At 68.2% G+C, this 25201-nt stretch carries 23 protein-coding genes; 10 read left to right on the top strand and 13 right to left on the bottom strand.

Translation table 11 applies throughout. The features are described from left to right. Positions 1–9: 9 nt before the first annotated feature. The 5 genes from ugpC to ASG48_RS15945 all read left to right on the top strand — a co-directional run bounded on the left by ugpC (position 10) and on the right by ASG48_RS15945 (position 4032). On the top strand, positions 10–1110 hold the full coding sequence (gene ugpC / locus ASG48_RS15925; RefSeq protein WP_055852086.1) for a sn-glycerol-3-phosphate ABC transporter ATP-binding protein UgpC: 1101 nt from the start codon (positions 10–12) through the stop codon (positions 1108–1110). Between the two features lie 67 nt (positions 1111–1177). Beyond that, positions 1178–2338 (top strand): Xaa-Pro peptidase family protein, encoded by a 1161-nt coding sequence (locus ASG48_RS15930; RefSeq protein WP_055852090.1) that lies wholly within the window; start codon positions 1178–1180, stop codon positions 2336–2338. A 309-nt stretch (positions 2339–2647) separates the two neighbouring features. Next, positions 2648–3082: a curlin gene (locus tag ASG48_RS15935; protein ID WP_055852093.1), complete on the top strand. Its 435-nt coding sequence runs from the start codon at positions 2648–2650 to the stop codon at positions 3080–3082. A 39-nt stretch (positions 3083–3121) separates the two neighbouring features. Next, complete coding sequence (gene csgH / locus ASG48_RS15940; protein WP_055852096.1) at positions 3122–3526, top strand: curli-like amyloid fiber formation chaperone CsgH; 405 nt, start codon at positions 3122–3124, stop codon at positions 3524–3526. An 89-nt stretch (positions 3527–3615) separates the two neighbouring features. After that, positions 3616–4032 carry a hypothetical protein gene (locus ASG48_RS15945; protein ID WP_055852099.1) on the top strand — a complete coding sequence of 139 codons (417 nt, stop codon included), beginning with the start codon at positions 3616–3618 and terminating at the stop codon, positions 4030–4032. A gap of 456 nt (positions 4033–4488) precedes the next feature. Here the strand turns inward: ASG48_RS15945 and ASG48_RS15950 are convergent, their stop codons facing one another. Further along, positions 4489–5814, bottom strand: a complete 1326-nt coding sequence (locus ASG48_RS15950) for an FAD-binding oxidoreductase (RefSeq protein ID WP_055852102.1) — start codon at positions 5812–5814, stop codon at positions 4489–4491. Positions 5815–6017: 203 nt separating this feature from the next. Here ASG48_RS15950 and ASG48_RS15955 point away from each other — a divergent pair, with 203 nt between their 5' ends. Further along, positions 6018–6494 carry an Lrp/AsnC family transcriptional regulator gene (locus ASG48_RS15955; RefSeq protein WP_055852105.1) on the top strand — a complete coding sequence of 159 codons (477 nt, stop codon included), beginning with the start codon at positions 6018–6020 and terminating at the stop codon, positions 6492–6494. A 4-nt stretch (positions 6495–6498) separates the two neighbouring features. Here the strand turns inward: ASG48_RS15955 and ASG48_RS15960 are convergent, their stop codons facing one another. The 7 genes from ASG48_RS15960 to ASG48_RS15990 form a co-directional block, all read right to left on the bottom strand. Then, positions 6499–8160, bottom strand: coding sequence for an ABC transporter ATP-binding protein (locus ASG48_RS15960; protein WP_055852108.1), 1662 nt, complete (start codon positions 8158–8160; stop codon positions 6499–6501). Next, on the bottom strand, positions 8157–9020 hold the full coding sequence (locus ASG48_RS15965; RefSeq protein ID WP_055852112.1) for an ABC transporter permease: 864 nt from the start codon (positions 9018–9020) through the stop codon (positions 8157–8159). Before ASG48_RS15965 ends, ASG48_RS15960 begins: the two co-directional genes overlap by 4 nt. Beyond that, positions 9017–9973: an ABC transporter permease gene (locus tag ASG48_RS15970; RefSeq protein ID WP_055852114.1), complete on the bottom strand. Its 957-nt coding sequence runs from the start codon at positions 9971–9973 to the stop codon at positions 9017–9019. Before ASG48_RS15970 ends, ASG48_RS15965 begins: the two co-directional genes overlap by 4 nt. Before the next feature lie 88 nt (positions 9974–10061). Then, positions 10062–11672 carry an ABC transporter substrate-binding protein gene (locus tag ASG48_RS15975; RefSeq protein WP_055852115.1) on the bottom strand — a complete coding sequence of 537 codons (1611 nt, stop codon included), beginning with the start codon at positions 11670–11672 and terminating at the stop codon, positions 10062–10064. 55 nt (positions 11673–11727) lie between these two features. After that, complete coding sequence (locus ASG48_RS15980; RefSeq protein ID WP_055852117.1) at positions 11728–12432, bottom strand: HAD-IA family hydrolase; 705 nt, start codon at positions 12430–12432, stop codon at positions 11728–11730. Positions 12433–12641: 209 nt separating this feature from the next. Further along, positions 12642–14018 (bottom strand): aspartate aminotransferase family protein, encoded by a 1377-nt coding sequence (locus ASG48_RS15985; protein ID WP_055852119.1) that lies wholly within the window; start codon positions 14016–14018, stop codon positions 12642–12644. A gap of 13 nt (positions 14019–14031) precedes the next feature. Next, positions 14032–14871 carry a GNAT family N-acetyltransferase gene (locus ASG48_RS15990; RefSeq protein ID WP_055852122.1) on the bottom strand — a complete coding sequence of 280 codons (840 nt, stop codon included), beginning with the start codon at positions 14869–14871 and terminating at the stop codon, positions 14032–14034. Positions 14872–15201: 330 nt separating this feature from the next. Here ASG48_RS15990 and ASG48_RS15995 point away from each other — a divergent pair, with 330 nt between their 5' ends. Next, positions 15202–15870 (top strand): haloacid dehalogenase type II, encoded by a 669-nt coding sequence (locus ASG48_RS15995; RefSeq protein WP_055852125.1) that lies wholly within the window; start codon positions 15202–15204, stop codon positions 15868–15870. 80 nt (positions 15871–15950) lie between these two features. Further along, entirely contained in the window at positions 15951–17228 is a 1278-nt protein-coding gene (locus tag ASG48_RS16000) for an FAD-binding oxidoreductase (RefSeq protein WP_055852128.1), read from the top strand. Between the two features lie 59 nt (positions 17229–17287). On the opposite strand, the gene ASG48_RS16005 is transcribed toward ASG48_RS16000, so the two are convergent. The 5 genes from ASG48_RS16005 to argE form a co-directional block, all read right to left on the bottom strand. Then, positions 17288–18331, bottom strand: coding sequence for a tartrate dehydrogenase (locus tag ASG48_RS16005; protein WP_055852345.1), 1044 nt, complete (start codon positions 18329–18331; stop codon positions 17288–17290). 11 nt (positions 18332–18342) lie between these two features. After that, entirely contained in the window at positions 18343–19809 is a 1467-nt protein-coding gene (locus tag ASG48_RS16010) for an aldehyde dehydrogenase family protein (RefSeq protein WP_055852129.1), read from the bottom strand. 111 nt (positions 19810–19920) lie between these two features. Continuing rightward, on the bottom strand, positions 19921–20277 hold the full coding sequence (locus ASG48_RS16015; protein WP_055852132.1) for a cupin domain-containing protein: 357 nt from the start codon (positions 20275–20277) through the stop codon (positions 19921–19923). 21 nt (positions 20278–20298) lie between these two features. Beyond that, positions 20299–21234: a glyoxylate/hydroxypyruvate reductase A gene (locus ASG48_RS16020; protein ID WP_055852133.1), complete on the bottom strand. Its 936-nt coding sequence runs from the start codon at positions 21232–21234 to the stop codon at positions 20299–20301. Next, the gene (gene argE / locus ASG48_RS16025; RefSeq protein WP_055852136.1) at positions 21231–22352 is read right to left on the bottom strand and encodes an acetylornithine deacetylase; all 1122 of its coding nucleotides are present in this window, start codon (positions 22350–22352) and stop codon (positions 21231–21233) included. The genes ASG48_RS16020 and argE overlap by 4 nt, the downstream gene beginning before the upstream one ends. On the opposite strand from argE, the gene ASG48_RS16030 reads away from it, so the two are divergent. Both ASG48_RS16030 and ASG48_RS16040 read left to right on the top strand, forming a co-directional pair. Beyond that, the gene (locus tag ASG48_RS16030; RefSeq protein WP_244486925.1) at positions 22339–23475 is read left to right on the top strand and encodes a GNAT family N-acetyltransferase; all 1137 of its coding nucleotides are present in this window, start codon (positions 22339–22341) and stop codon (positions 23473–23475) included. The genes argE and ASG48_RS16030 overlap by 14 nt on opposite strands. Before the next feature lie 878 nt (positions 23476–24353). Next, positions 24354–25157 (top strand): DeoR/GlpR family DNA-binding transcription regulator, encoded by an 804-nt coding sequence (locus tag ASG48_RS16040; RefSeq protein WP_055852143.1) that lies wholly within the window; start codon positions 24354–24356, stop codon positions 25155–25157. Positions 25158–25201 lie beyond the last annotated feature (44 nt).

Consider the following 25201-nt stretch of genomic DNA (forward strand, 5'->3'; position numbering starts at 1 on the left):
GATACGGCGATGGCACGGCTGGAATTGAAGAAGGTCATCAAGTCCTACGGCATCTACGAGGCCGTGCGAGGCGTCGATCTCGACATCGCCGACAACGAGTTCGTCGTCTTCGTCGGACCGTCCGGATGCGGGAAGTCGACGACTCTTCGCATGATCGCCGGGCTGGAGCACATCACGGGCGGCGAGATCGTGATCGGCGGTAAAGTCGTGAACCGCCTGCAGCCGGGCGAGCGCGACATCGCGATGGTGTTCCAGAACTACGCGCTCTATCCGCATATGACGGTGGCCGAGAACATCTCCTTCTGCCTCGAACAGCAGCGGGTGCCCAAGGCCGAGATCCAGGCGCGAATCCGCCGCGCCGCCGAGACGCTGCACATCGAGACACTACTCGACCGGCGGCCCGGACAGCTTTCGGGCGGGCAGCGCCAGCGCGTGGCCATGGGCCGCGCCATCGTGCGCAATCCGAAGGTGTTCCTGTTCGACGAACCGCTCTCCAATCTCGACGCTCAGCTTCGCGTCCAGATGCGCACCGAGATCAAGCGGCTCCACCAGATCCTACCGACCACCACCGTCTACGTGACACATGACCAAATCGAGGCGATGACGATGGCGGACCGCGTCGTCGTGATGAACGCCGGTCTCGTCGAGCAGTCCGGCCCGCCGCATGAACTCTACCACAGGCCCCTCACCCGTTTCGTTGCGAAGTTCATCGGATCGCCGGCCATGAATTTCATGCCCGCAAGGCTTGAAGGCGACGGCAGTGCGCTCGTCATCGTCCTGTCGGACGGCACGCGGCTGAACATGCCCGCCGAACGGGAAAAGGCCTATCGCAACCATGCCGGCCGTGATGTCGAGTTCGGCATCCGCCCCGAGGCGATCACGGGCAAGGAGAATCGCCCCGGCACCGTTCCGATCTCAGCACGGGTCGACCTCGTCGAGCCGCTGGGCGCGACGACGATGGTGTATTTCGACCTCGCGGGCGAAACGCTCTGCGCTTCGATCGATCCCGATCTGTCACCGAAGGCGGGAGAGATCCTGCCGCTCGGAATCGACATGATGCGCATGCATCTCTTCGATCGAGAGTCCGGCCGGTCGCTCGATTCGGTATGACAGGCATCGGACCGCCACCCGGTCAAACGCAACATGCCTCGGTCCAGACGCCGAACGGAACCACTCCATGACCTCAAATCCAGCTTGGTCCCATCCGGTCCCCCGCATCGGGGACGACGAGCGCCGGGACCGGCTTTCGCGCCTTCGCGCCGCGATGGAAAAGGCGGGCGTAGCGGCCCTGCTGCTCGGTTCGACGGAGAGCCTGCGCTACATCACCGGGCTCGTCTGGCATCCCAGCGAGCGTTTCTGCGGCGCGCTCGTCACGCACCATCGCCTCATCTACGTGGTGCCCGCCTTCGAGGGCTCGCGTGTCGGGACGCTGCCACGGCTTTCAGGCGAACTCGCCCTCTGGAACGAAGAGGACGATCCATCCGCGCTGGTGGCCGACCTTCTTGGACCGAGCGGCACCCTTGCTCTCGACGAATCCCTGCCGCTCTTCGTCTTCCACCGCCTTGCCCGGACAGTCGGGGCCGAGCGCCTTCGCGACGGAGGCCCCCTGATCTCCGGTCTGCGCATGATCAAGTCGCCGGCCGAGATCGCTCTGATCCGCCACGCGATGGGGATCACCTGCGCGGTACAGGCTACGGCAAGGGCGGCGATGCGGCCCGGTGTCCGGGCGTCCGAGATCGTTGCGCTCATCGACTCCGAGCACCGCCGGGCTGGCGCAGACAGCGGTTCGACCTTCGCCATCGTGTCCTTCGGCGCCGCCACGGCGCTGCCGCACGGCGCTGACGGCGATCAGGTGCTGCAGCCGGGAGAAGCGATCCTCGTCGATACGGGCTGTCGGCTCGACGGCTATCACTCCGACCTCACCCGCACCTATATGATCGACGAGCCCACGCCGGACTTCGCTCGCATATGGACCATCGAGCGGGACGCACAGGAGGCCGTCTTCGCCGCTGCGCGTCCCGACGTCCCCTGCCGGGCGCTGGACGACGCCGCCCGCGACGTGCTTCGCGCCCATGGCCTTGGCCCCGACTACCGCTTGCCGGGGCTGCCGCATCGCGTCGGACATGGCATCGGCCTCGAGATCCACGAGCCACCTTACATAGTCCGCGGCAACGACATGCTCCTCGCGCCGGGCATGTGCTTCTCCGTCGAGCCCATGATCGTCCTACCCGACCGCTTCGGCATTCGCCTCGAAGACCATCTGCACGTGACGGAGTCGGGTTCGAGCTGGTTCACGCAACCGGTCGAGGCGGTGACGGACCTTCATGGACCGCGATGAGGGGTTTAACGTGAACCCGGCTACCGGGCAGCGTGACATCGATGGAGCGTTGCGCCGACAGGCTACGACATCCTGTACGGCCTGATGTCAGCCGATGGATCCTGCTGACGGAAACGAAAATCGCCGACGGAGCCTTTCCCGTCATAGCCTGGGCGAGTTCGTCCTCCGGACGGCGCATCGTCGGCTACATCGACATCATGGCCCACTGAACGCCGACTGAACGAGGCCTTCAGCGCCGGTTCGGGTCGAGGGGGCCAGAAAAGGTGCGTTCGATCCCGAGCGCTTCGCGCTCTTACCGGAGACGCCGCCATGATCCGCCAGACCCTCGCCGCCGTTCTCGTCACTCTTGCTGGCTTTGCCGCGGTCGCTCCCGCCTCCGCAAACGACGTGCGCATCGACCAGTACGGCTGGTCGAATTCGGCCGGCGGCGCCCAGAACGGCTATCGCAACCGCATGCGCGTGCATCAGGACGGGCGCTACAATCGAATGGTCGGACAGCAGCGCGGCGACCGGAACCTCTCGGCCGTCGGCCAGCAGGGCAACGACAATTACGGCGCGACCTACCAGACCGGCAATCGCAACGCTGCGGGCATCGGCCAGTTCGGCTCGAGCCACACCACGATCCTCACCCAGGACGGCAACGGCAATATCGCGGCTGGCGTGCAGGTCGGACGCGGCTGCGATGCCAATGTCGCCCAGGGCGGCAGCGGCAATGTCGCGGCCATCGTCCAGGCTTGCGATTGAGCCGGCAGTCTCAAACCCGCTCATTCAAGGAGGTTCGCCATGCCATCGATCATTCGCCGGCCACGCCATATCACCCTGGCGCTGGCTTTCCTCGTCATCTCCGGCGGCGCGCCCGGCGGCGTGGTGACCGCCGGACAGGGCGCCGGGAAGGCCGCCGAAGGACCGGCCGCCTGCGAAATCCGCGTGTCGCGCCAAGCCGGCACCATCGGCCTCACCGCTCTTGCCACAGCCGAGAACACGATCAGCGGCAGCTATTCGCTGAGCGTCTCCGGTACGGGCACGAACATCCAGCAGAGCGGACCGTTTCACGCCGTCCCTGGGCGACCGGCGACGCTCGGCACCGTGACGCTCGGGTCGAACGGCGGCACCTACCAGGCAAATCTCGATCTCACCATCGCCGGCGACACGCTCTCCTGCTCCCGGCGCATCCGCGGCAGCATATGAGCTCGCACCCGATGCACCGATCCGCCTTGCAAGCAGGGCTCGAAACTCCTGACAACGCGCCCGCCAACGCCGCGCACCTAAGGCCTTTCATGACGAACCGCATCAAGACGAAACTGATTCTCGCCACGCTCTTCGCGGGTCTCCTCGGACAGGATATCCTCGCAACGCCTGCCGAGGCCGGCGGCCGCTTTTCCTGGACCTATGCGCCGTCCGACCGCGACACGGCGGGGGCTCTGGAAACGGGCCTGCGCCTCTATTCCCTCTATAACGACCTTCGCGGCGGCTCGATCCGCCAGAAGGGCGAGGGCAACAGCGCGGGCCTTGCCCAGCGCGGTGACGGCAATGTCGGCCTCGTCGAGCAGCGTGGAAACCGCAATTCGGGTACGCTTCAGCAGAACGGCGACCGGAACACCTATGGCCTCTTCCAGTTCGGACGCGGCACCGACGACGACATCGTCCAGAACGGCAACGGCGGCAGCGGCACGACCTTCAGCTACGGCTGGTGAACTCGTCCGATCGGTGTCTCGCCTGGCCGCCCTGAACGATCCTTCGGGAGGCCGGCGGCGGACGAGCGCACCGTCTGCATGACTTTCGCTTGCGCCCCAACCTCGACGCCTGCCTCGATCACCGGGGGCCGGCGCGGGCTAAAGCCTGGCTTCCGACAAGGCCCGGGCCCCCGCAATACCGGAGCATCGCGACCTACAAACGACGGAACTGCAAGGCGAGAGCACCGTGAGAAGCTGCCGCCCGCAACTGTACAGGTGAGCAGCCTCAGCGGCAGGACCTGGACTCATATCCTTCCCCCTGCCGACTCCCTGCTGCAGGGGGTCCTTGGGACGGGTTCCGGGCGGTCGAGCCAGTCGATATGACGCAACGCGACCTTCGCCCCCCCCAACATTGGAGTCGGAAGGATCGAGCACCGGAGGATCGTCGCGCCCAGGAGGGCCGCGCAAGACGGCGGGTCAGAAGTCGGCGACCTGGCCCCAGGCGGATCTGTCGAGGCGGGCCGGATCGTAGGGTTCGGGGTCGACGATGGGCGCCGCCCCCGTGACGAGGTCGGCCACGAGATGCCCCGCCCCCGGCCCGATGCCGAAACCGTGCCCGCTGAAGCCGGCCGCCAGGACGAAGCCCGGCACGGCCGCGATCTCGCCGATCGCCGGCACGCCGTCGGGGGTCGAATCGATATAGCCGGCCCAGCTGTGGGTGATCGTCGTGTTCCGAAGGCCCGGCAGGAGGTCCAGGGCGCGCTCGTGCGTCGTCCGGATCTGGGCGGCGTCGGGCTTGGGATCGAGGATCCGCATGCGTTCCATCGGCGTCACCTCGTCCAGCCGCCAGCGTCGCAGCGTCTCGTGGCCCGAGCGCCAGCCCTCGAGGCCGCCCGGCGCCAGGCTCTTCCAGCGCCGTACGAACATCGGCACGAACTCGCGCGCGAAGCGGATCTGCTGCGGCGTCGGATCGACGCGCGCGCGCCCGCTGATGGCGAGCGTGTAGCCGCCATTGCCGCGGCGCGTCACCGAGACGTCGGCCGTGTGAAGGGCATCCGGCAGGTCGTTGGCGCCGGCCGAGACCGCCAGGATCGAGGAGCGCACCGCCGCCTGCGGAAAGCGGACGTTCAGCTGGCGGCAGAAGGACGAGGCCCAGGCGCCGCCCGCCATGACGACGACCCTGGTGCGGATCGTGCCCTTTTCCGTCACGACGGCGCTCACCCGGCCGCCCGACAGTTCGAGCCCGCGCGCGGCGCAGCCCTGATGCACCGTGCCGCCCTGGGCGATGATCGCCCGCGCGACGACGGGCACGGCGCGCGAGGGGTCCGCCGTGCCGTCGCTGGGCGAGAACACGCCCCCCTTCCAGGAGCGGCCGGTGGCGTGGCCGCGCTCGCTCGCCTCCCCGGCGGTCAGCATATGCGTCGTCACGCCCACCGTGCGGGCGAAATCGCGCCACTTCGCCCAGCCTTCCAGTTCGGCCTCGCTCTGCGAGAGATAGAACAGGCCGCAGCGGCGGAAGCCGACATCCTCTCCCGTTTCGGCGGCCAGCCGGTCCCAGAGATCGAGGCTCCGGGTCGAGATGGGAAGCTCGCGCGCGTCGCGGTTCTGCTGCCGGCACCAGCCCCAGTTGCGGCTGGACTGCTCGGCGCCCACCAGCCCCTTCTCCACCAGGGCGACCTTGAGACCCCTGCGGGCGAGATAATAGGCCGAGAAGGCGCCCGCGACCCCGCCGCCGACCACGACCACGTCGGCCTCCCGGGGAAGGGCCGGGCTCGTTTCGATCCGCATCAGTGGCGCACGCATGATATCTCCTTGCGATCCGCCGGCAGGATAGCCAAGGCCGGGACGGATTGGTCTGCGCATGGCGCGGTCGCGCCCGCATATCCTGTCGTTGATGCGCCGCCCGACAGGGAAATGTTGCGAGCCCCCGCCGGAGAGGCTCGGTGGTGACCGGCGGGCGGACCTGCGCTAAGGAATCGCAACCGCCGGGAGCGAGACGGAATGCCATGAAGCTCGATCGGATCGACCTGAGAATACTCTCCGAGCTGCAGAAGAACGGCCGCATCACGAATGTCGAGCTGGCCGAACTCGTCCATCTGTCGCCGAGCCCCTGCCTCATGCGGGTCAAGAAGCTGCAGAGCGAGGGCTATATCATCAACTATTCGGCGCAGATCGACATCGCCAAGCTCGGCAAGACGCTGACCGTCTTCACCGAGATCACGCTCAAGAACCATCGGCGCATCGACTTCGCGCGGTTCCTGGCGGGGATCGAGAAGATCGACAGCGTCATGGAATGCCACCTCATCTCGGGCGGCTACGACTATCTCATCAAGTTCATGATGCCGGGCGTCGTGGAGTATCAGACGACGATGGAACGGCTTCTCGACATGGATATCGGGATCGAGAAATACTTCAGCTTCGTCGTCCTCAAGTCGCCTCTGGTCCGCAATCATCTCTCGCTGGACAGGATGTTCCCGACCTGACGCATCAGCGCTGCGCGAAGGCGCGCAGCAGTTCGGGATCCTGCTCCAGACCATCGAGCCAGCCGATCCGCAGCTGAGGCACGGAGGAGAAGAGAAGGCGCGAATAGGGGTGGCTCGGCTGTCCGTCGCCGAGCGCCGGCGTCAGCTGCTCGATCTTCTCGCCCTTGTACATGACCACCACCTCGTCGCAGATCGCGCGCACGGTCGTCAGGTCGTGGCTGATGAAGAGATAGGACAGGGAGAGCTCGCGCTGCAGCTCCTTCAGGAGCTCGATGATCGCGGCCGCCACCACCGTGTCGAGCGCGGAGGTGATCTCGTCGCACAGGATCAGCTTGGCGTCCGCCGCGAGCGCACGGGCGAGGTTGACGCGCTGCTTCTGGCCGCCCGACAGTTCGCCGGGCCGCCGATGGCGCAGATTTCCCGGCAGATGGACCATGTCGAGCAATTCGCCGATGCGCGCCTCGCGCTCGCGCCCGCCCATGCCGTGGTAGAAGACCAGAGGGCGCGCGAGGATCTCGCCGATCGGTTTCGACGGGTTCAGCGAGGTGTCGGCGAACTGGAACACGATCTGCAGGTCGCGCAGTTCCTCGCGGCTGCGATGGCGCAGGTCGCGGGCCAGGGGCTTGCCGTCGAAGACGACCTCGCCGGATGCCGCCGGCAGGATGCCGGCGATGACGCGGGCGAGCGTGGACTTTCCGCAGCCAGACTCGCCGATGATGCCGAGATTGCGGCCGCGCCGGAGCTCGAGGCTCACCTTATCGAGGACCCGCAGCTTGGGTGTGCCGTCGGCGGCCAGTTCGCCGTAGCCGGCGACGACGTCCCGGACGACGAGCAGCGGCGCGGATGGCCGCGCCTCGACTTCGGGCGCGCGCACCGTCGCGGCGGGGCGGAAGGCGGCGAGGAGCTCCCGCGTATAGGGATGGCCGGGACGCTCCAGAATGTCCTCCACCGTCCCCTCCTCCTGGATTTCGCCATGGCGCAGGACGACGATGCGGTCGGCGATCTGGGCGACGACGGCGAGGTCGTGCGAGACGTAGACGCCCGCGACCCGGCCCTTCTTCATCACCGACTTGAAGGCGCGCAGCACCTCGACCTGCGTCGTGACGTCGAGCGCGGTGGTGGGCTCGTCGAAGATGACGAGCTTGGGATCGCCGAGCAGCGCCATGGCCGCGGAAAGGCGCTGGAGCTGGCCGCCGGACACCTGGTGCGGGAAGCGGTCGCCGATCGTCTCGGGATCGGGCAGGGCCAGCGCGCGGAACAGATCCACGGCCTTGCGCCTCGCCTCCGCGATCGGCATCGAGGCGTGGATGCGGGTGACCTCGACGACCTGATCCATGATCCGGTGGGCGGGGTTGAAGGCCGCCGCCGCGCTCTGCGGCACGTAGGAGACGGACGAGCCGCGCCGTTCGGCCCGCTGCCGTTCGCCGAGAGTGACCATATCCTGCCCGTCGAACAGGACCCTGCCGCCGGTCACGCGGCAGCCGGGCCGCGTGTAGCCCATGAAGTTCAGCGCGATGGTCGTCTTGCCCGATCCGCTCTCCCCGATCAGGGCGACGATCTCCCCGTCCGCGACGTCGAAGGACACGCCCCGGATGATCTCCACCGTGCGGCCCGCGTCGGTGCGCGCCTCGATCTTCAGGTCGCGGACTTGGACGAGGGCCGTCATGCGTCTTCGCTCCGGTCGCGGATCTTGCGGGGCAGGTTGTCGATCAGGAGATTCACGCTGATCGTGAGGCTCGCGATGGCGATCGAGGGAAAGATCACGGCCGGGGCCGCGAAGGAGAGGCCACCGATATTCTCCTTCACCAGCGCGCCCCAGTCGGCATTGGGCGGCTGCACGCCGAGCCCGAGGAAGGACAGGCTGGACAGGAGGAGAACGATGAAGACGAAGCGCAGGCCGATATCGGCGAGGACCGGGCCGATGATGCCGGGCAGGATCTCGGCGCGGATGAGATAGCCGAGCGTCTCGCCGCGCGCCCGCGCCACGGTCACGTAGTCCATCGCGTTGATGTTGACCGACAGGGAGCGCGCGAAGCGGTAGCAGCCGGGAATGTAGATGAAGGCGAGCGTCGCGATGAGGATCGGGATCGACGAGCCGACCGCCGCCACGAGGACGAGGGCGAGGATCTTGTTGGGGATGGAGGTGAGCGCGTCGAGGAAGCGGCTGAGCGCGCTGTCGAACCAGCCGCCCACGACCGCCGCCGTCATGCCGAGCGTGACGCCGCAGACGCAGGCGATGGTCACGGCCGCGAGCGAGATGCCGACGGTGTAGCGCGCGCCGTGGATGATGCGCGAGAGGACGTCCCGGCCGAGATAGTCGGTGCCGAGCCGATATTGCTCGGAGATCGGCCCGAAGAAGTCGAAATCCACGATCTCGCCCACCGGATGGGGCGCGATCCACGGCGCGAGGATCGCCACCACCGCCCAGGCGAGGATCACGAGGAAGGCGACGACGCCGACGGCGTTGACGCGGTAGCCGAGGCGGCTGCGGCGCGACTTTCGCGCGCCGGTGATCGGGACGGTCATGACCTGCGGAGCCTCGGGTTGGAGACGATGGCCACGAGGTCGGCGATCGTGATGAGGAGGAGATAGGCGATGCAGAAGATCATCGCGCAGCTCTGGATCAGCGGCAGGTCGCGGGTCGACACGGCGTCCAGCATCAGCTTGGCGATGCCGGGATAGTTGAAGATCGTCTCCACGATGATGACGCCGCCCAGGAGATAGGAGAGCGACAGCGCCACGGCGTTGACGATCGGGCCGAGTGCGTTCGGCAGGGCGTGGTGCAGCACCATGCGGCGGCGCGAGGCGCCCTTCAGAAGCGCCATCTCCACATAGGGCGTGTTCAGCGTCTCGATCACGGCCGCCCGCGTCATCCGGATCATCTGCGCCGAGATCACGAAGCTCAGCGTGATCACCGGCATGGCGAAGGCCTTGAGGAGGCCGGAGAAGCTCGTCACGTCACCGGTCATGGACAAAGCCGGCAGCCAGCCGAGCGTGACCGCGAAGACGAGCACGGCGAGCGTGGCGACCATGAACTCTGGCACCGAGATGATGCCGATCGTCAGGAACGAGATGATGCGGTCGTAGACGGTGCCGCGCAGGATCGCGGCCGTGATGCCGAGCGCGAGGGCGACGGGAACCGAGAGGGCGGCCGTGATGCCGGCCAGCTTCAGGGAATTGACGAGCCGTGCGCCGATGAGGTCGGCGATGGGAATGTTGTTGACGTAGGAGACGCCGAGATCGCCGGTCGCCAGATTTCCGAGCCAGGCGAAGAACCGCAGGACGGCGGGCTGGTCGAGATTCATGGCGGTGCGCAGGCCGGCCACGGCCTCGGGCGTCGCGGCCTGGCCGAGGAGGATCTCCGCGACATCGCCGGGCAGGAGCGCCGTCGCGCAGAAGATCGTCACCGCGACGATGAGCAGCGTCGCCAGCGCCACCGCGATGCGGCCCGCGATCAGCCGGAGGATGAGAGAGTTCATGGACGACCCATCCGGCGCGAGGAGAGGAAGGAGGCACCCGGCGACGGCGGCGCGTGATGCGCCGTCGCCGGGGCATGGCGATGCCCGATCAGGCCTCGAACCAGACGTATTCGGCCGCGCCGAAGCCCATCTGGCCGCCGAGCGGGTTCGGCACCAGGCCCTTCAGCTTCGGGGAGACGCCGTCGACATTCGACTGGAAGACGGGGATCACCGTGCCCGCGTCGTTGTGGATCATGGCCTGCATCTCGCCGTAGATCTCCTTTCGCTTGGCCTGGTCGAGAAGACCGCGCGCCTCCATGAGCATGGAGTCGAACCTCTCGGACTTGTAGCCGCTCTCGTTCCAGGCCGCCTCGGACTGGTAGAGCAGCGAGAAGAGGATGTCGGGCGTCGGGCGGGCGTTGAGATTGCCGAAATGGATCGGGTCCTTGATCCAGTGGTTCGACCAGTAGCCGTCGGAGGGAACGCGGTCGATGACCATGTTCAGGCCGATCTGGCCCGCCGCCTGCTGGAGGACGGCCGCGTAGTCGAGCGAGCTGCTCGCCGCCTCGGACGCGGTGACGTGGATCTCCTGGCCGAGGACGCCCGCCTTCTGAAAGAGCGACTTGGCGCGCTCCGGATCGAATTCGCGCTGCTTCAGCTCGGCGTTGAAATAGGGGTTCCAGGACGGGATCGGATGGTCGTTGGCGATCTCGGCGAGGCCGCGCAGGACCGATTTCTGGATGGTCTCGCGGTTGATGAGATACTTGAATCCCTCGGCGACGCCCGCCTTGTCGCCCGGCGCGGTGTCCAGGCGGATGTTGAGGTCGGTATAGGTCCCGAGCTTGGTGACGAAGAGCTGGGCCGCCGGATCGTTCTCGAGGGCGCGCATGGAGCGCGGGTTGAGATTGGCGGCGAGATGGATGTCGCCGGAGAGGAGCGCGTTGCGGCGCGCCGTCTCGTCCATGATGGCGAAGAACTCGAAGGAGTCGAGATAGGGGCCGTTCGCCTTCCAGTAATGCTCGTTGCGCTCCACGACCGACCGCGTCCCCGGCTGGAACTCGCGGATCTTGAAGGGCCCGGTGCCGTTCCCCTTGGCGAAGTCGGTCGTGCCGTCGGCCACGATCATGAAATGGTGGAGGGCGAGAATCGTCGGCAGGTCGGCGTTCGGCGCGCCGAGTGTGATCTCGGCGGTCGTGTCGTCCACGGCCTTCACCTCGGCGATCTGCTTGGCGATCGCGTTGACCTTCGAGCCGACGGCCGGGTCGAGATGGCGCTTCAGCGAGAAGACGACGTCCTTGGCGGTCAGGCTCTTGCCGTCGTGGAAGGTGACGCCCTGGCGCAGCTTCACGGTCCAGACCTTGGCGTCGGAGCTCTCGATGCTTTCGGCGAGCTCCATCGTCGCCTGTCCCGAACCGTCGATATAGGTCAGGCGGTTGTAGACGCTGCAGCAGCGCGTGTAGTCGGTCGAGTTCGACGCCTTGGCCGGGTCCAGCGTGTCGGCGGTGGACGAGGTCCAGCCGGCGATCTTGAGATGGCCGCCGCGCACCGGTTCGGCGGCCAGCGCCGCCGTGGCGCGGCCGAGAAGGGTGGTGCCGGCCGCCAGCGCGACGCCGCCCATCAGCATCATCTGCAGGAGCTCGCGGCGGTTGGCCCCGCGCCGGATCGCGCTTTCGACCATGGCATCGTCGCGAGACGTCCAGTTGGCGATCTTGTCGGACATGGCATTTCCCCTGGATTGACGACGAATGGTCGGTTGAGGGCGAGCGGAAAAAGGGTCAGGCTTCGACCGCGTCGGCGAGGGCCGCCATCGTGGTGAAATGGTGGTCGGGCCGGGTGAAGGCGCTCGGCTCGATGGTGCCGCCGTAGCCCTCCAGCCCGTGGCGCCGCTCGATCCAGCAATTGGCCAGCCCGAGACGGCGCGACACGCCGATGTCGTGATACTGGCTCTGGGCGACATGGAGGATGTCGTCCTTCGAATGGCCCTCCCCTTCGACGAAGGCGAAGACCGTCTCGAAGAAGGCGGGGTCGGGCTTCTCGACGCCGGTATCGTCCACCGTGAAGCCCGCATGGAAGGGCTCGCCGAGCGTCCTGGAGAAGCCTTCGAAGGCCCAGCGCTGGGCGTTCGTCATCGCGATCAGCCGATAGCGCCGGCCAAGGCGCGCCAAGGCCTCGGCGCTGTCGGGAAAGGCGGCCCATCTCTTCACGCCGTCCCGCAGCGCCTCTCCATGCTCGCGTCCCTCCGGCAGGCCGAGCGCCGGCGCGATGACGGAATAGACGCGGACGAGATCGTCGGGAAAGCGGTCGGCCTCCTTCGTGTAGCGCGCCTTGCGATAGAGGCCGAGCGCCTCCTCGCCGTCGACGCGCACGCCGGATTTCGCTCCGATCGCCTGGAGCGAGGAGACGAGGCCGCCTTCGAAGTCGATCAGCGTCCCCACGACGTCGAACGTCAGATAGCGGAACGATCGGAGGTCTTTTGCCATGGTCCACCTTCTCCAAGCCCGGCCCGGCGCGTGCCGGCCGGGCGTTCGACCGGGCGCCGGAGCCCGGCCGCGAGGTCTTTCGTCTGTGTCCTCAGTGTGCCGTCCGGCCGTCGCGAATTGCGCCGAATTGCCTTCGGTGGACGGCAGAAAATTGCGAATACGGCGGCGCGGCAGAATTTATGCAGGCAGCCGACATGCGCAAAAAACCGTCAGCCTCGCATGGCGGCCCGCACGTCCGGGTCCTCCAGCGTCTGGTCGAGCGTGAGGCGCGTGCGCTCGAGGATGCGGTCGATATCCTCGTCGGTGCAGCAGAGCGGCGGAGCGTAGCCGAGGATCCCGGTCGGAAAGGCGCGGACCACGAGCCCGTTGTCCCAGGCGCGATCGAAGATGCGGCGCGCCGGCTCGGCCGCCGCGGGCAGCGGGGTCTTGTTCGCCTTGTCGGTGACGAGTTCCACCGCGGCGAGCATGCCGCGGCCGCGCACCTCGCCGACCAGCGGATGGTCGCGCAGGGCGCCGAGCCCCTCCATCAGGCGTCGGCCCGCGCGGCGTCCGTTTTCCAGAAGGCCGTTCTCGTAGAGATCGAGGCAGGCAAGGCCGACCGCCGCGCTCACCGGATGGGCCGAATAGGTGTAGCCGTGGCCGACCGCGGCCATGCCCGCCCCGTCGGCGATCGTGTCGTAGACGCGATCGGAGAGGAAGACGGCGCCCATCGGGCAGTAGCCCGAGGTCAGGCCCTTGGCCACCGTCATCAGATCCGGCACGACGTCATCGTCCGAGCAGGCGAAGAGCGGGCCGGTCCGTCCGAAGCCGGTGATGACCTCGTCGGCCACGAAGAGGATGTCGAGCTCGCGGCAGGTCTCGCGCATCGCCTTCAGCCAGCCGTCCGGCGGCACGAGGACGCCGCCCGACCCCTGGATCGGCTCGACGTAGAAGGCCGCGACGCGCTCGGGCCCGAGCTCCTCCACCTTCGCCCGCAGCGCCGCGACCGAGGCCTCGACGATGGCCTGGGGATCGGAGCCGACCGGGTTGCGATAGGCATAGTGGGAGGCGATCTTGTGCTGCCAGTCGAACGGCAGGCCGAAGCCGGCATGGAAGGCCGGCAGGGCCGTGAGGCCGGCGCCGACCGTCGAGGAGCCGTGATAGCCCTGCATGACGGAGATGAACTGGTCCTTCTCCGGCTTCCCGAGCGCATGATGGTAGTAGCGGATGAAGCGGACGGTGGAATCCACCGCGTCGGACCCGCCGAGGGTGAAGTAGACGTGGTTGAGATCGCCCGGGGCCCGGTCGGCGAGTTCCGAGGCAAGGCGGATCGCCGGCTCGGAGCCGAGGCCGAAATAGCCCGTCGCGTAGGGAAGCGTGCGCATCTGGCGCGTCGCGGCCTCCACGATCTTGTCCTGCCCGTAACCGGCATTCACGCACCACAGGCCCGCGAAACCGTCCACCAGCTCGTGGCCGGAGGCGTCGGTGACGGTGGCGCCCCGGCCCGATGCCAGGACCCGGACGCCGGCCTTCTCGTGGCCGCGATAGGAGGCGACGGGATGGACCAGATGGGCCCGGTCGAGTTCGACGAGCGAGTTCATGAGCATGGCGGACTCCGGTTCAGCCGAGGGCCTGATTGATCAGGGCGAAGGTGCGATAGGGGGTTGCGGGGCCGGAGGCCGCGGGCCCCCGCCGCATCGCGATGCCGCCGCCGACATGGACGAGCCCGCGCTCGGCGAGGTGCGGGCCGAGCCCGGTGGACCGGTCGGTATCGACCCGCGTGAAGGCGCCCTGCGCCTCCTGCGCGAGGAGGAAGTCGAGAAGCCGCAGAGCCTCCTGCGGCGAGCGCGCGAGGATCGGACCGATCACGGTGCCGCGGCCGAACGGGCGGCGGGCCGCCGCGGCCTCGACCGCCCCGCCCTCGCGAAGGACCGCGTAGCGCGCGACACGCCCGAGCGCGGCAAGGACGCGGTCGCGGCGGAAGCCCTGCGCCTTCGCGTCCAGATCGGCGATCCGAGAAAGGTCGCCCTCTTGCGCCCATTCGACGCCGTCCGGCGCGGCGACGCTTCCGCGCTCGCCCTGGTGCTGGACGATCTCGCCGGTCGCGACGAAGCCGAGCTTCTCGTAGAGGGGCAGCCCGTCCTGCGTCGCCGTCAGCCGGCAGCCGCCGTCGCCGGCGCGCGCGAGGGCCGCCTCCATCAGACGGCGGCCGATCCCGCGCCCGCGCATGGCCGCATCCACGATCACCATGTTGATCGCCGCGGTCGACGCGTCGAAACGGGTCGTCACGACGGTGCCGACGACGGCCTCGCCGTCCAGCGCGACGAGGCCGTCGCTGGCGGCCAGGACCAGGCGCCAGTCGTCGTGGCGATGCGGCCAGCCGGCTTCCCCGGACAGGCGCACGGCCTCGTCCAGATGCCGCTCGTCCATCGTTTCCAGCGTGATGTCCCGTGCCATCATGCGGCCCGCTCGCCTCCCGTTCCCGTTCTGGATGAGGAATAGACCGGGACGGCCGGCAGCGGCTTTCGTCTTCGAGGCGCCGGCCGAGGGTTTTTCGCTTAAGGCACCGCCGCCTTCCGCATCTTATGCCGCGCCCCCGGAAGGTCCGGCAAAGCCCGTCCGGCCGGAGCCCGCCGCCCCGCCGGCGAAAAACTCTCTGCCGCGCGGCTCGGACGATACGCAACATTCTGCTTCGCGACCCCGCCAATGCGGTCGATCGTCCGAAACGCTGGTCCCTATGATCGGGACGCGCGGCACGGAATGCCGCCGCCATCTCCCGAGGATCGATCCATGAGCCAGTTCCGGCCGAAATTCATCACCTTCGACTGCTACGGCACCCTGACCCATTTCCAGATGGCCGAGGCGGCGCGAGCGATCTACGGCGAGCAGCTCGACGAGCAGCGGATGCAGGCCTTCATCAGGGATTTCGCCGCCTACCGCCTCGACGAGATCCTCGGCGACTGGAAACCCTATGGGGAGGTCGTCCACAACGCGGTGGAGCGGACCTGCAAGCGCAACGGCGTCGCCTTCGACCCCGCGGACGCGCGCCGGATCTACGAGACGGTGCCGAGCTGGGGTCCCCATCCCGACGTGCCGGCCGGGCTCGCCAGCGTCGCGAAGGAATTTCCGCTCGTCATCCTCTCGAACGCCATGGATTCGCAGATCATGTCGAATGTCGAGAAGCTGGGCGCGCCGTTCCACGCCGTGTTCACCGCCGAACAGGCCAAGTCCTACAAGCCCCGCATGCAGGGCTTCGAATACATGCTCGGCCAGCTGGACGCCCGTCCCGAGGACATTCTCCACGTCTCCTCGTCCTTCCGCTACGACCTGATGACGGCGCACGATCTCGGGATCGAGAACAAGGTCTGGGTCAATCGCGGCCACGAGCCGGCCAACCCCTATTACGGCTATACGGAAATCCGGGATATTGGCGGCCTGCCCGGCGTCCTCGGCCTCTGAGCCCGACCGCGAAGCACTCCGTCCGGCGGCCCTTTCGCCGCCGGACCTCTCCTCCGGGCACCAAGGCGGGAAGCGCATCCATGCAGTTCAAATCCTACTGGCACGACACCGCCCCGCGCTTCGACAAGGGAGCGGAGGGCCCCGTCGAGGGCCGCTACGACGTCGCCGTGATCGGGGCGGGCTTCACCGGTCTCTCGGCCGCGCTGCAACTGGCCAAGGCGGGCGCGCGGGTCGTCGTCCTGGAGAGCGGAACGGTCGGCGTCGGCGCGTCGGGGCGCAACGGCGGACATCTCAACAACGGCATCGCCCACGGCTATGCCAGCGCCAAGGCGCATCTGGGGGCCGAGCGCGCCAAGCGTCTCTACCGGACCTATGACGACGCCGTGGACTCGATCGAGCGGATCGTGCGCGAGGAGAGCATCGATTGCGCCTTCCGCCGGTCGGGCAAGCTCAAGCTCGCCTCCAAGCCCGGGCATGTCGCGGCCCTGCGCAGCAATTTCGAGCTGGTCCATGCCGAGGTGGACCCGGACACCGCCTTCCTCACCCGCGAGGAGCTGCGCGACGAGATCGGCTCCGACGCCTTTCACGGCGCGATGCTGTCGAAGAAGAGCGGCATGGCCCATATGGGCCGGCTGGTCACGGGCCTCGCGGAGGCCGCCGTGCGGCACGGCGCCACGATCCACGAGAACGCCGTGGTCTCGGAGCGCGTCGCGGAGGATGGGCGGAGCCGCATCGTCACGTCGCGCGGCACGATCGCCGCCGACGCGGTGCTGCTGGCGACGGGCGCCTACACGAGCGAAGGCTTCGCCCATTTCCGCCGGCGCATCGTGCCCGTCGGCAGCTTCATCCTCGCCACGCGCCCGCTCACCGAGGCGGAAATCGCGCGCACGCTGCCGGGCGACCGCACCTGCGTGACCTCTCTCAACATCGGCAACTATTTCCGCCTCGCGCCGGACGGACGGCTGATCTTCGGCGGGCGGGCGCGCTTCTCGGCGAAGTCCGACCAGACGTCCGACGCGCGCAGCGGCGCGATCCTGCGGGCGAGCCTCGCGCAGATCTTCCCGCATCTGGCCAAGATCGAGATCGACTATTGCTGGGGCGGTCTCGTCGACATGACGCAGGACCGTTTCCCCCGGGCGGGCTTCGCGGAAGGGGTCTGGTTCGCCATGGGCTATTCCGGCCACGGCGCGCAGATGTCGGTGCAGATGGGCCTCATCCTCGCCGACGCGATCCTCGGCCGGGAGAACCGCAATCCCGTGGACGGGCTCGATTGGCCGACCATCGCCGGCTATTCCGGCAAGCCCTGGTTCCTGCCCATGGTGGGGCTCTACTACCGGATGCTCGACCGGATCCGCTGAGGACGGCGCCCAAATCGGGACGCAAAAGGCGGCTCGGGGCCGCCTTTTCGCACGGGTCCTCAGCCGAGGGCGTTCAGCACGGCCTCGGTGATCGCATCGGTCCTGTCCCGGCCGGGGCTCGTGCCGACGCCCGCCGCGGTCGCCGCCTCCACGGCGCGCATCACGTCGGCCGCCGCCGCGCCCTCGCCGAGATGGTCCAGCATCATCGCGCCGGACCAGATCGTCGCGATCGGGTTGGCGATGCCGAGATGGGCGATATCGGGCGCCGAGCCGTGCACCGGCTCGAACATGGAGGGCGCCGTCCGGTCGGGATTGATATTGGCCGAGGCCGCGAAGCCGAGGCCGCCCTGGATGGCCGCGCCGAGGTCGGTCAGGATGTCGCCGAAGAGGTTGGAGGCGACGACGACGTCCAGCGTCTCGGGCGCCATCACCATGCGCGCCGCCATCGCGTCGATATGGTAGGGCGTCACCTCCACGTCCGGGAAGTCGGCCGCGATCGTGCGTGTCATCTCGTCCCAGAAGACCATCGTGTGCTTCTGGGCGTTGGATTTCGTCACCGAGGCGAGCTTGCCGCGACGCTTGCGCGCCTGGGCGAAGCCGAAGCGCAGGATGCGCTCGACCCCGGTCCTCGTGAAGATCGACGTCTCCACCGCCACCTCGTCGGGCGTGCCGACATGCACCCGGCCGCCGGCGCCCGAATACTCGCCCTCGGTGTTCTCGCGGATGCAGAGAATGTCGAAGCCCTCCTTGCGCAAGGGCCCCTCGACGCCGGGCAGGAGGCGGTGCGGGCGGATATTGGCATATTGCGCGAAGGCCTTGCGGATCGGCAGGAGGAGGCCGTGCAGCGAGACGGAATCGGGCACCTCGGCCGGCCAGCCGACCGCGCCGAGAAAGATCGCGTTGAAGCCGCGCAGCGTCTCGATCCCGTCCGCCGGCATCATCGCGCCCGTCTCGCGATGAAAGGCGCAGGACCAGGGAAAGCGGGTGGCGCCGAGCGCGAAGCCGTGACGGGCGGCGGCGCGGTCCAGGACGGACCAGGCGGCGTCGATGACGGGAATGCCGATGCCGTCACCCGGAATCAGCGCGATGGAGTAGGTCTTCATGGTGTGTCCCATCACAGATCGATCAGCACGCTCTTGGACTTGCGGTTGGCGCGGTAGGCCTCGCGCCCGAGATCCTTGCCGATGCCCGAACTCTTGTAGCCGCCGGTCGGCAGGATGTGGTCGCGCGAGCGGTTGTAGCGGTTGACCCAGACCGTTCCGGCCTGGAGCGCACGCGACAGGCGCAGCGCGCGCGACAGGTCGCGCGTGAAGAGACCGGCCGCAAGGCCATAGGTCGGATGGTCGGCGAGCGCCATGGCCTCCTCCTCCTCGCGGAAGGTCTGCATCGTCAGCACCGGGCCGAAGATCTCCTCGCGCACGGCGGGCGATGCCTGATCGACGCCCGACAGAAGCGTCGGCGCGTAGAAATAGCCCTCGCGATCCAGGGCCGCGCCGCCCGTCCGGCATTGCGCGCCCGCGGCCACGCTGCGGCGGACGATATCGTCGATCCGCTCGATCTGGCGGCGCGAGATGATCGGCGAATATTGCGTCAGGCCGCTCCAGGTCGGGCCGGGCCGGATATCGGCCATGTGCCGCGCGATCGCCTCGGCCAGCGCCTCGGCCACCTCTTCCGCCACGATCAGCCGCGAGCCGGCGACGCAGGCCTGGCCCGCATTCGACAGGATGCCGCGCGCGACGGCGGAGGCGGCGAGTTCGAGATCGGCATCGGCGAAGACGAGCTGCGGGCTCTTGCCGCCGAGCTCCAGAGTCATCGGCTTGACGCCGGTGCGCGCGATATTCTCCATGATCGCCGCGCCCGCCGCCGTGGAGCCCGTGAAGGAGACCTTGGCGATCCCGGGATGGCCGGTGATGGCCGCGCCCGTCGTCGGCCCGTCGCCGAGAACGACGTTGACGAGCCCGGCGGGGATGCCGGCGCGAAGGGCGAGTTCGGCCATGAACAGCGTCGAGAAGGGCGTCATCTCGGACGGCTTCAACACCACGGCATTGCCGGCGGCCAGGGCGGGGCCCAGCTTCCAGCCGGCCATGGAGATCGGGAAGTTCCAGGGCGTGATCGCGCCGACGACGCCGTAGGGCTCGCTGAGGGTCATGCCGAGAGAGGTGCCGGCGGTCGGCACGACGTCGCTGCCCTCCTTGTCGGCGAACTCGGCGAAGAAACGGATCTGCTCGGCGGTGACGGCGATGTCGCCCTCTACGATCTGGGCGATCGGGCGCGTCGAGGCGACGGACTCGAGCCGCGCGAGATGGGGCGCCTCCTCCTCCATCAGGTCGGCCCAGCGCTGCAGCGCCCGGACGCGCTCGCGCGGGCGCACCTCGCCCCAGCCGCTCGATCTCAGCGCCTGTTGCGCGACCTCGACCGCCTCGTCCACCAGCGCGGCGCCGGCCACCGGGCACTCGCCATTGGCCTGGTCGTCGGACGGGCGGCGCATCGGCAGGCCCCGCCCCTCGGGAGCGATCCGGCGCCCGCCGATGAAATGGTGGTAGGACAGGTCGAGCGCGTTCGGATCGAAGCTCAGGTCCATGGGGCAACCTCGGGGAGACTCGGGCGGATGGGGGCCGTCGCGATGCGGGTGCGCGGCCCCGTCATCGGGGCCTGTCGCGCGGCAAGGGGGTCGGGAGGCAGGCGCGGACGCCTACTCGTAGACGCAGACGTAGATCTTGCGCACGGTCTCGATCGTGCGCCACACGCCCACGAAGCCGGGCTTCATCACGAAACTGTCGCCGGCCCGGTAGGTCTTCGTCTCGCCGCCCGCCTCCTCGATCTCGATGAGGCCGGACAGGATATGGCAGAACTCGAAGGTCGTGCCCTTGATCGAATGCGTCTCGCCGGGCGTCGCCTCCCAGATGCCGGTCTTGACCATGCCCTCGCGCGCCTCGTCGAGGGCCCAGGTCTTGAAGGCGGGCGCACCCGAGATCAGCCGCTCGGGCAGCGGCAGCGCCTCCTTCGGCGCGAAGGAGGGATCGGTATCGAGAGTGACGAGAAGCGACATGCCTGTCTCCTTGGCTGACGGTCAGTAGCCGCGCGCGCGGTCGACGAGGCCGATCATCGGCTGGCCGGACCGGTGGCGGCGGATGTTGTCGATCACGGCTCTTACGGCCGTGCCGGGCTGGGTGACGCTCGCCACATGCGGCGTGATCACCACCTTCGGGTGGCGCCAGAGCGGGTGGCCGGGCGGCAGCGGCTCGGGATCGGTGACGTCGAGCACCGCCGCCGACAGGTGGCCGGCATCCAGCGACGACAGGAGCGCATGCGCGTCGAGCTGCGGACCCCGTCCGACATGGACGAGCGCCGCCCCTTGCGGAAGCCGGCCGAAGAGCGCCGCGTCCAGGAAGCCGCGGGTCTCGTTCGTCAGCGGCAGGAGGCAGACGAGGATGTCCGTGCGGGCGAGAAAGGCCGGAAGCTGATCGGCGCCATGGAAGCAGTCGACGCCGGCGAGCGCGCGCGGCGACCGGCTCCATCCCGCGAGCGGAAAGCCGAAGGGCGCAAGCCGCTCCATGGCCGCCTGCGCCAGGACCCCGAGCCCGAGGAACCCGACGCGCCTTTCGCCCGCCTGGCGCGGCGGCCGGGCGCGCCAGACCTCCCGCCCCTGCTGCTCGGCATAGGCGGGCCAGTCGCGATGCAGCGCCAGCACGGCGAGCGCGACATATTCCTGCATCATGCGCGCGATGCCGTCCTCGACCATGCGGACGACGGCGACACCGGGCGGCAGAGCGGTCGTGTCGAACTGGTCGACGCCCGCTCCGATGGAAAAAACGACCTCCAGCCGGCGGAACCTGTCGAGGCGCCCCGGCACCGTCCAGGTCATCAGGTAGCGCACGGCGTCCGGGTCCGCCGTCTCCATGTCGTCGGCGAAGGCGACCTCCGGCAGGTGCCGCGCGAAGGCCTCGCGGAACACGGCGCCGCGCGCGGCATCGGAGTTGAAGAGGAAGACCGGCCGACCGCTCATGCGCGGAGCCTTTCGCCGAGGGACAGGATCATGGCGAGACAGGCGTCGAGCTCGCCGCGCGTGATGTATTCGTCCGGACGATGGGCGCGGGCGATGTCGCCCGGTCCGCAGATGATGGCCTCGAGCCCGGCCTCCTGGAACAGGCCCGCCTCCGTGCCGTAGCTGACGGCCGGACGAGACGCGCGCCCCGTGAGATCGGCGACGAGACCGGCCAGGGCGCTATCGGCGTCGAGCGCCAGGGCGGGATAGGCGGACAGTTCCTGCCAGGCGGTGCCGAAACCGTCCGCCGCCAATGCGTCCAGCCGCCGGCGCACCGGCTCCAGCAGCGCGCGGGGCGAGACGCCGGAGATCGCGCGGACCTCGATCTCGGCGCTGCAATGGTCGGGAATGACGTTGAGCGCACGACCGCCCTTCACGAGGCCGATCTGGAGCGAGGACGTGGCAGGCTCGAAACGGGCATCGGACGGACCGGCCTCCAGCGCCCGGCCCTGCGCGAGCGCCTCCGCCAGCACCCCCGTCATCGCGTGGACGGCGTTGCGCCCGAGATCGGGCCTCGAGGAATGGCCGGAGACGCCGGTGACCTCGAGCCGCGCCGCCGCCTTGCCCTTATGGGCCAGGACGCCCTGAAGTCCGCTCGGCTCGCCGACGACGACGCCGAGCGGGCGGCGGCAGAGACCGGGAAGCGCGGCGATCATATGCGGCACGCCCCGGCATCCCGCCTCCTCGTCGTAGGAGAAGGCGAGATGGATCGGCCATTTCAGATCCATCGCCGCGAGCGCCGGCAGCGCCGCCAGAGCGCAGGCGAGAAACCCCTTCATGTCCGTCGTGCCGCGGCCGTAGAGCCGGTCGCCGTCGCGGCGCAGGACGAACGGGTCGGCGCTCCAGCCGCTCTCGTCGGCCGGCACCACGTCGGTATGGCCGGACAGGACGTAGCCGGGCGCCTCGGCCGGGCCGAGCGTGGCGAAGAGGTTGGCCCGGTCGCCCTCCGGTCCCGGCAGGATGCGGACCGTGGCGCCATGCGCGCGGCAATGGTCGGCGATACGCTGCGTGATCGGGCCGTTCGGCGTGCCGACGACGGAGGGACAGGCGACGAGCCATCCCAGAATGTCTTCCACCATCGTTCGGGCCTCCGGTCAGGATGGCCCGATCCTATGGACCGCCCCGAAGATTTCCCTGCCGCTTTGGGGGAAGCTTTGGCCGATCCTGTCGAAATCGCCCCCCAAAGCAGCGGAAGCTTCCGCGCGGGAGCGACCATTCTGGACTCGATCAGGACAGTCGGGGCAATCCTGGCATCGTGCCGGACTCCAGCAGCGGTCCGCCCGAATCGTTCGACCCGCTGCCGAGTGGAAGACGGGTGTGGCCATGTCGGACACGATGCGATTGCAATCGTTCGATCTCGCGACGCAGGACATCGCCGAAGCCGATCTCGACGGGCTGCACGCCCTCTCCATCAGCGTCGGCTGGCCGCATCGGCGCAGCGACTGGTCGCTGTTCAGATCGCTCGGGCGCGGCCTGGCCGCCTTCGACGACATCGGCCGCGTCTTCGCTTCGGCCATGTGGTTCGACCATGGCGAGACCGTCGCCACGATCGGAATGGTCATCACCTCTCCCCGCGTCCAGACCCATGGCGGCGGGCGTTTCATGATGGAGCATATCCTGCGCGAATGCGGCGCGCGGTCCCTGATGCTCAATTCGACCCGCGCGGCCCATGCCCTCTACCTGTCCCTCGGCTTCGAAGTGCAGGCCGTCGTCTGCCAGATGCAGGGGATCGTCCGCGAAGGGTCCGGGGCACCGAAGCTCGACGCGAGCGCCGTGGAGGTTCTGGCCCCCGACGACCTTCCGCGGATCGTCGCGCTGGACAAGGCGGCGTTCGGTGCCGACCGCTCGGTCGTCCTGACGCGCCTCGCCCCGCTGTCGCGGATCGTCGGCATCCGCCGGAACGGGCACCTCGAAGCCTATGCGATGCGGCGTCCCTTCGGGCGCGGCACCGTGATCGGGCCGGTCGTCGCTCACAGCGAGGACGATGCCATCCTGCTTTCGGCATCGCTTCTCGGCGATCTCGGCGGTCGCTTCGCGCGTCTCGACACGCGCCAGCCGGAGGGACGTTTCCGGACGTTCCTTCAATCGTCGGGCCTTGAACTCTACGACACGGTGAAGACCATGACCCGCGGCGCCCCGCTGGCCGCCGTCCGGCCCGGGCAGCCGGGCATCTACGCCCTCGCCGCGCAACCGCTCGGGTAAGCCTCGCCCTGCCTCACGGCCTTCGCAACGGGCCCGCCCGATCCTCGCCGCTCCTGCCGGCGATGGAGCGCAGACTGGTCCCGCGCCATCGCCGGCGCCCGTCCGGCGCGAGGCGGTACGTGTCGCGGCAGCGCGGCTCGCCGGGAGTCGCGGCCGAAACGCCTGCATGGTCGAGCGGCGGGTTACACCCCTCGGCCATCAGCTCAATCGTCGAACCGGCCTCGCGCTTTAGAGCGCAGACGAACCGAGAGGATGTCTATACAAATTACGCACTATTTATCGACGCAAGGACCGAACGATGCGCGATCTGATTGGACGATTTCTTATACTCATCAATATAATGCTGTATGGAGTCATGATCTATGGCGTCCTCTTGATCGTAGAGGGCTATGATTTCAAGGCGATAATCTATTTCATGATGGTTATCGCCTTTCCGATCATAACGGGATTTATAAGTATTTTGACTGTAGCTCTCATGAGAAGAAAATAGAGAAACTACTGTATTTTATCGCATATTTGCATCGAAGCGGGCCATGGCAACATGCGTTTCGTTTTAGGCAAGCTGAAGATCGCCCTCATGCCGGATGGCTCGGCGAAGTGCCACCGGCTTCCCTCGCATCCTTTGCCTCGTGGCAGCCGTCGATTGGATCAGGCGCTGACAGCGCCCTGTTCTCCGCAAGACCGTCGTCAACCGGCAGATCGATCTGGTCAGGCTCGTTTCCGGACCGCCGAACGTCTAGGACGCCGGGAATCCCCATGGCTGGCCAGACGCTGGATCGGAGATGGTCGGCGTTATAGCCGCAACGGATATTCCTGGTCGAAGCTTCGCTTTTCGGCGCTCCGTTTTCGTTTTAGAACCGGATCGCAGGAGGTGGGCCATGCTCTCGGACCGGCAGTCGCAGATCCTCAACATCGCCAAGCGCCACGGGCGCGTGCAGGTCGAGGACCTGGCGCAGCGCTACGAGGTCAGCGTCCAGACCATCCGCAAGGATCTGAACGACCTGTGCGACCAGCGGCTCCTGTCGCGCGTCCACGGCGGGGCGGTGATCTCGTCGGGCGTCGAGAATGTCGGCTACGACGCGCGGCGCGGCATCGCGGCGGGCGAGAAGGCCGCGATCGGGCGCGCGGTCGCCGACCTCATTCCCAACAACGCCTCGCTCTTCGTCAATATCGGCACGACGACCGAAGCCGTGGCGACGTCGCTCCTGCGCCATACCGGGCTGATGGTGATCACCAACAATATCAACGTGGCGACCGCCATGCGCCCCTATCCCGACATCGAGGTGGTGATCGCCGGCGGCGTCGTGCGGCGTTCGGACGGCGGCATCGTCGGCGAGGCGGCGGTCGACTTCATCCGGCAGTTCCGGGTCGACTTCGCCGTGATCGGCGTCTCGGCCATCGATCCGGACGGCTCGCTCCTCGACTACGACTATCGCGAGGTGCGGGTCGCGCAGGCGATCATCTCGAACGCGCGCCATGTCATCCTGGCCTCGGACGCCACGAAATTCGAGCGCAGCGCCCCCGTGCGAATCGGCCACCTGTCGCAGGTGAACACGTTCGTCACCGACCATTGTCCCGTGCCCTCCATCCACGCCGTCTGCGCCGAGCACAGGGTGGCCCTCGTCGAGGCCCTGCAACCGGCCCGGTCCGAAACGGCTGCCTTGCCCGAGGCGGTCGATTGACTTTCGCTTTTGTTTCGCCGACCATGCGTTGGGTTTCGTAATCG

The organism is Aurantimonas sp. Leaf443, from assembly GCF_001425575.1.
Lineage (GTDB): Bacteria > Pseudomonadota > Alphaproteobacteria > Rhizobiales > Rhizobiaceae > Leaf443.

Bases quoted from the DNA above. Each gene is read 5' to 3' on its own strand.
- ugpC (WP_055852086.1), top strand. From the start codon at position 10: ATGGCACGGCTGGAATTGAAGAAGGTCATCAAGTCCTACGGCATCTAC.
- ASG48_RS15930 (WP_055852090.1), top strand. From the start codon at position 1,178: ATGACCTCAAATCCAGCTTGGTCCCATCCGGTCCCCCGCATCGGGGAC.
- ASG48_RS15935 (WP_055852093.1), top strand. From the start codon at position 2,648: ATGATCCGCCAGACCCTCGCCGCCGTTCTCGTCACTCTTGCTGGCTTT.
- csgH (WP_055852096.1), top strand. From the start codon at position 3,122: ATGCCATCGATCATTCGCCGGCCACGCCATATCACCCTGGCGCTGGCT.
- ASG48_RS15945 (WP_055852099.1), top strand. From the start codon at position 3,616: ATGACGAACCGCATCAAGACGAAACTGATTCTCGCCACGCTCTTCGCG.
- ASG48_RS15950 (WP_055852102.1), bottom strand. From the start codon at position 5,814: ATGCGTGCGCCACTGATGCGGATCGAAACGAGCCCGGCCCTTCCCCGG.
- ASG48_RS15955 (WP_055852105.1), top strand. From the start codon at position 6,018: ATGAAGCTCGATCGGATCGACCTGAGAATACTCTCCGAGCTGCAGAAG.
- ASG48_RS15960 (WP_055852108.1), bottom strand. From the start codon at position 8,160: ATGACGGCCCTCGTCCAAGTCCGCGACCTGAAGATCGAGGCGCGCACC.
- ASG48_RS15965 (WP_055852112.1), bottom strand. From the start codon at position 9,020: ATGACCGTCCCGATCACCGGCGCGCGAAAGTCGCGCCGCAGCCGCCTC.
- ASG48_RS15970 (WP_055852114.1), bottom strand. From the start codon at position 9,973: ATGAACTCTCTCATCCTCCGGCTGATCGCGGGCCGCATCGCGGTGGCG.
- ASG48_RS15975 (WP_055852115.1), bottom strand. From the start codon at position 11,672: ATGTCCGACAAGATCGCCAACTGGACGTCTCGCGACGATGCCATGGTC.
- ASG48_RS15980 (WP_055852117.1), bottom strand. From the start codon at position 12,432: ATGGCAAAAGACCTCCGATCGTTCCGCTATCTGACGTTCGACGTCGTG.
- ASG48_RS15985 (WP_055852119.1), bottom strand. From the start codon at position 14,018: ATGCTCATGAACTCGCTCGTCGAACTCGACCGGGCCCATCTGGTCCAT.
- ASG48_RS15990 (WP_055852122.1), bottom strand. From the start codon at position 14,871: ATGATGGCACGGGACATCACGCTGGAAACGATGGACGAGCGGCATCTG.
- ASG48_RS15995 (WP_055852125.1), top strand. From the start codon at position 15,202: ATGAGCCAGTTCCGGCCGAAATTCATCACCTTCGACTGCTACGGCACC.
- ASG48_RS16000 (WP_055852128.1), top strand. From the start codon at position 15,951: ATGCAGTTCAAATCCTACTGGCACGACACCGCCCCGCGCTTCGACAAG.
- ASG48_RS16005 (WP_055852345.1), bottom strand. From the start codon at position 18,331: ATGAAGACCTACTCCATCGCGCTGATTCCGGGTGACGGCATCGGCATT.
- ASG48_RS16010 (WP_055852129.1), bottom strand. From the start codon at position 19,809: ATGGACCTGAGCTTCGATCCGAACGCGCTCGACCTGTCCTACCACCAT.
- ASG48_RS16015 (WP_055852132.1), bottom strand. From the start codon at position 20,277: ATGTCGCTTCTCGTCACTCTCGATACCGATCCCTCCTTCGCGCCGAAG.
- ASG48_RS16020 (WP_055852133.1), bottom strand. From the start codon at position 21,234: ATGAGCGGTCGGCCGGTCTTCCTCTTCAACTCCGATGCCGCGCGCGGC.
- ASG48_RS16030 (WP_244486925.1), top strand. From the start codon at position 22,339: ATGTCTTCCACCATCGTTCGGGCCTCCGGTCAGGATGGCCCGATCCTA.
- argE (WP_055852136.1), bottom strand. From the start codon at position 22,352: ATGGTGGAAGACATTCTGGGATGGCTCGTCGCCTGTCCCTCCGTCGTC.
- ASG48_RS16040 (WP_055852143.1), top strand. From the start codon at position 24,354: ATGCTCTCGGACCGGCAGTCGCAGATCCTCAACATCGCCAAGCGCCAC.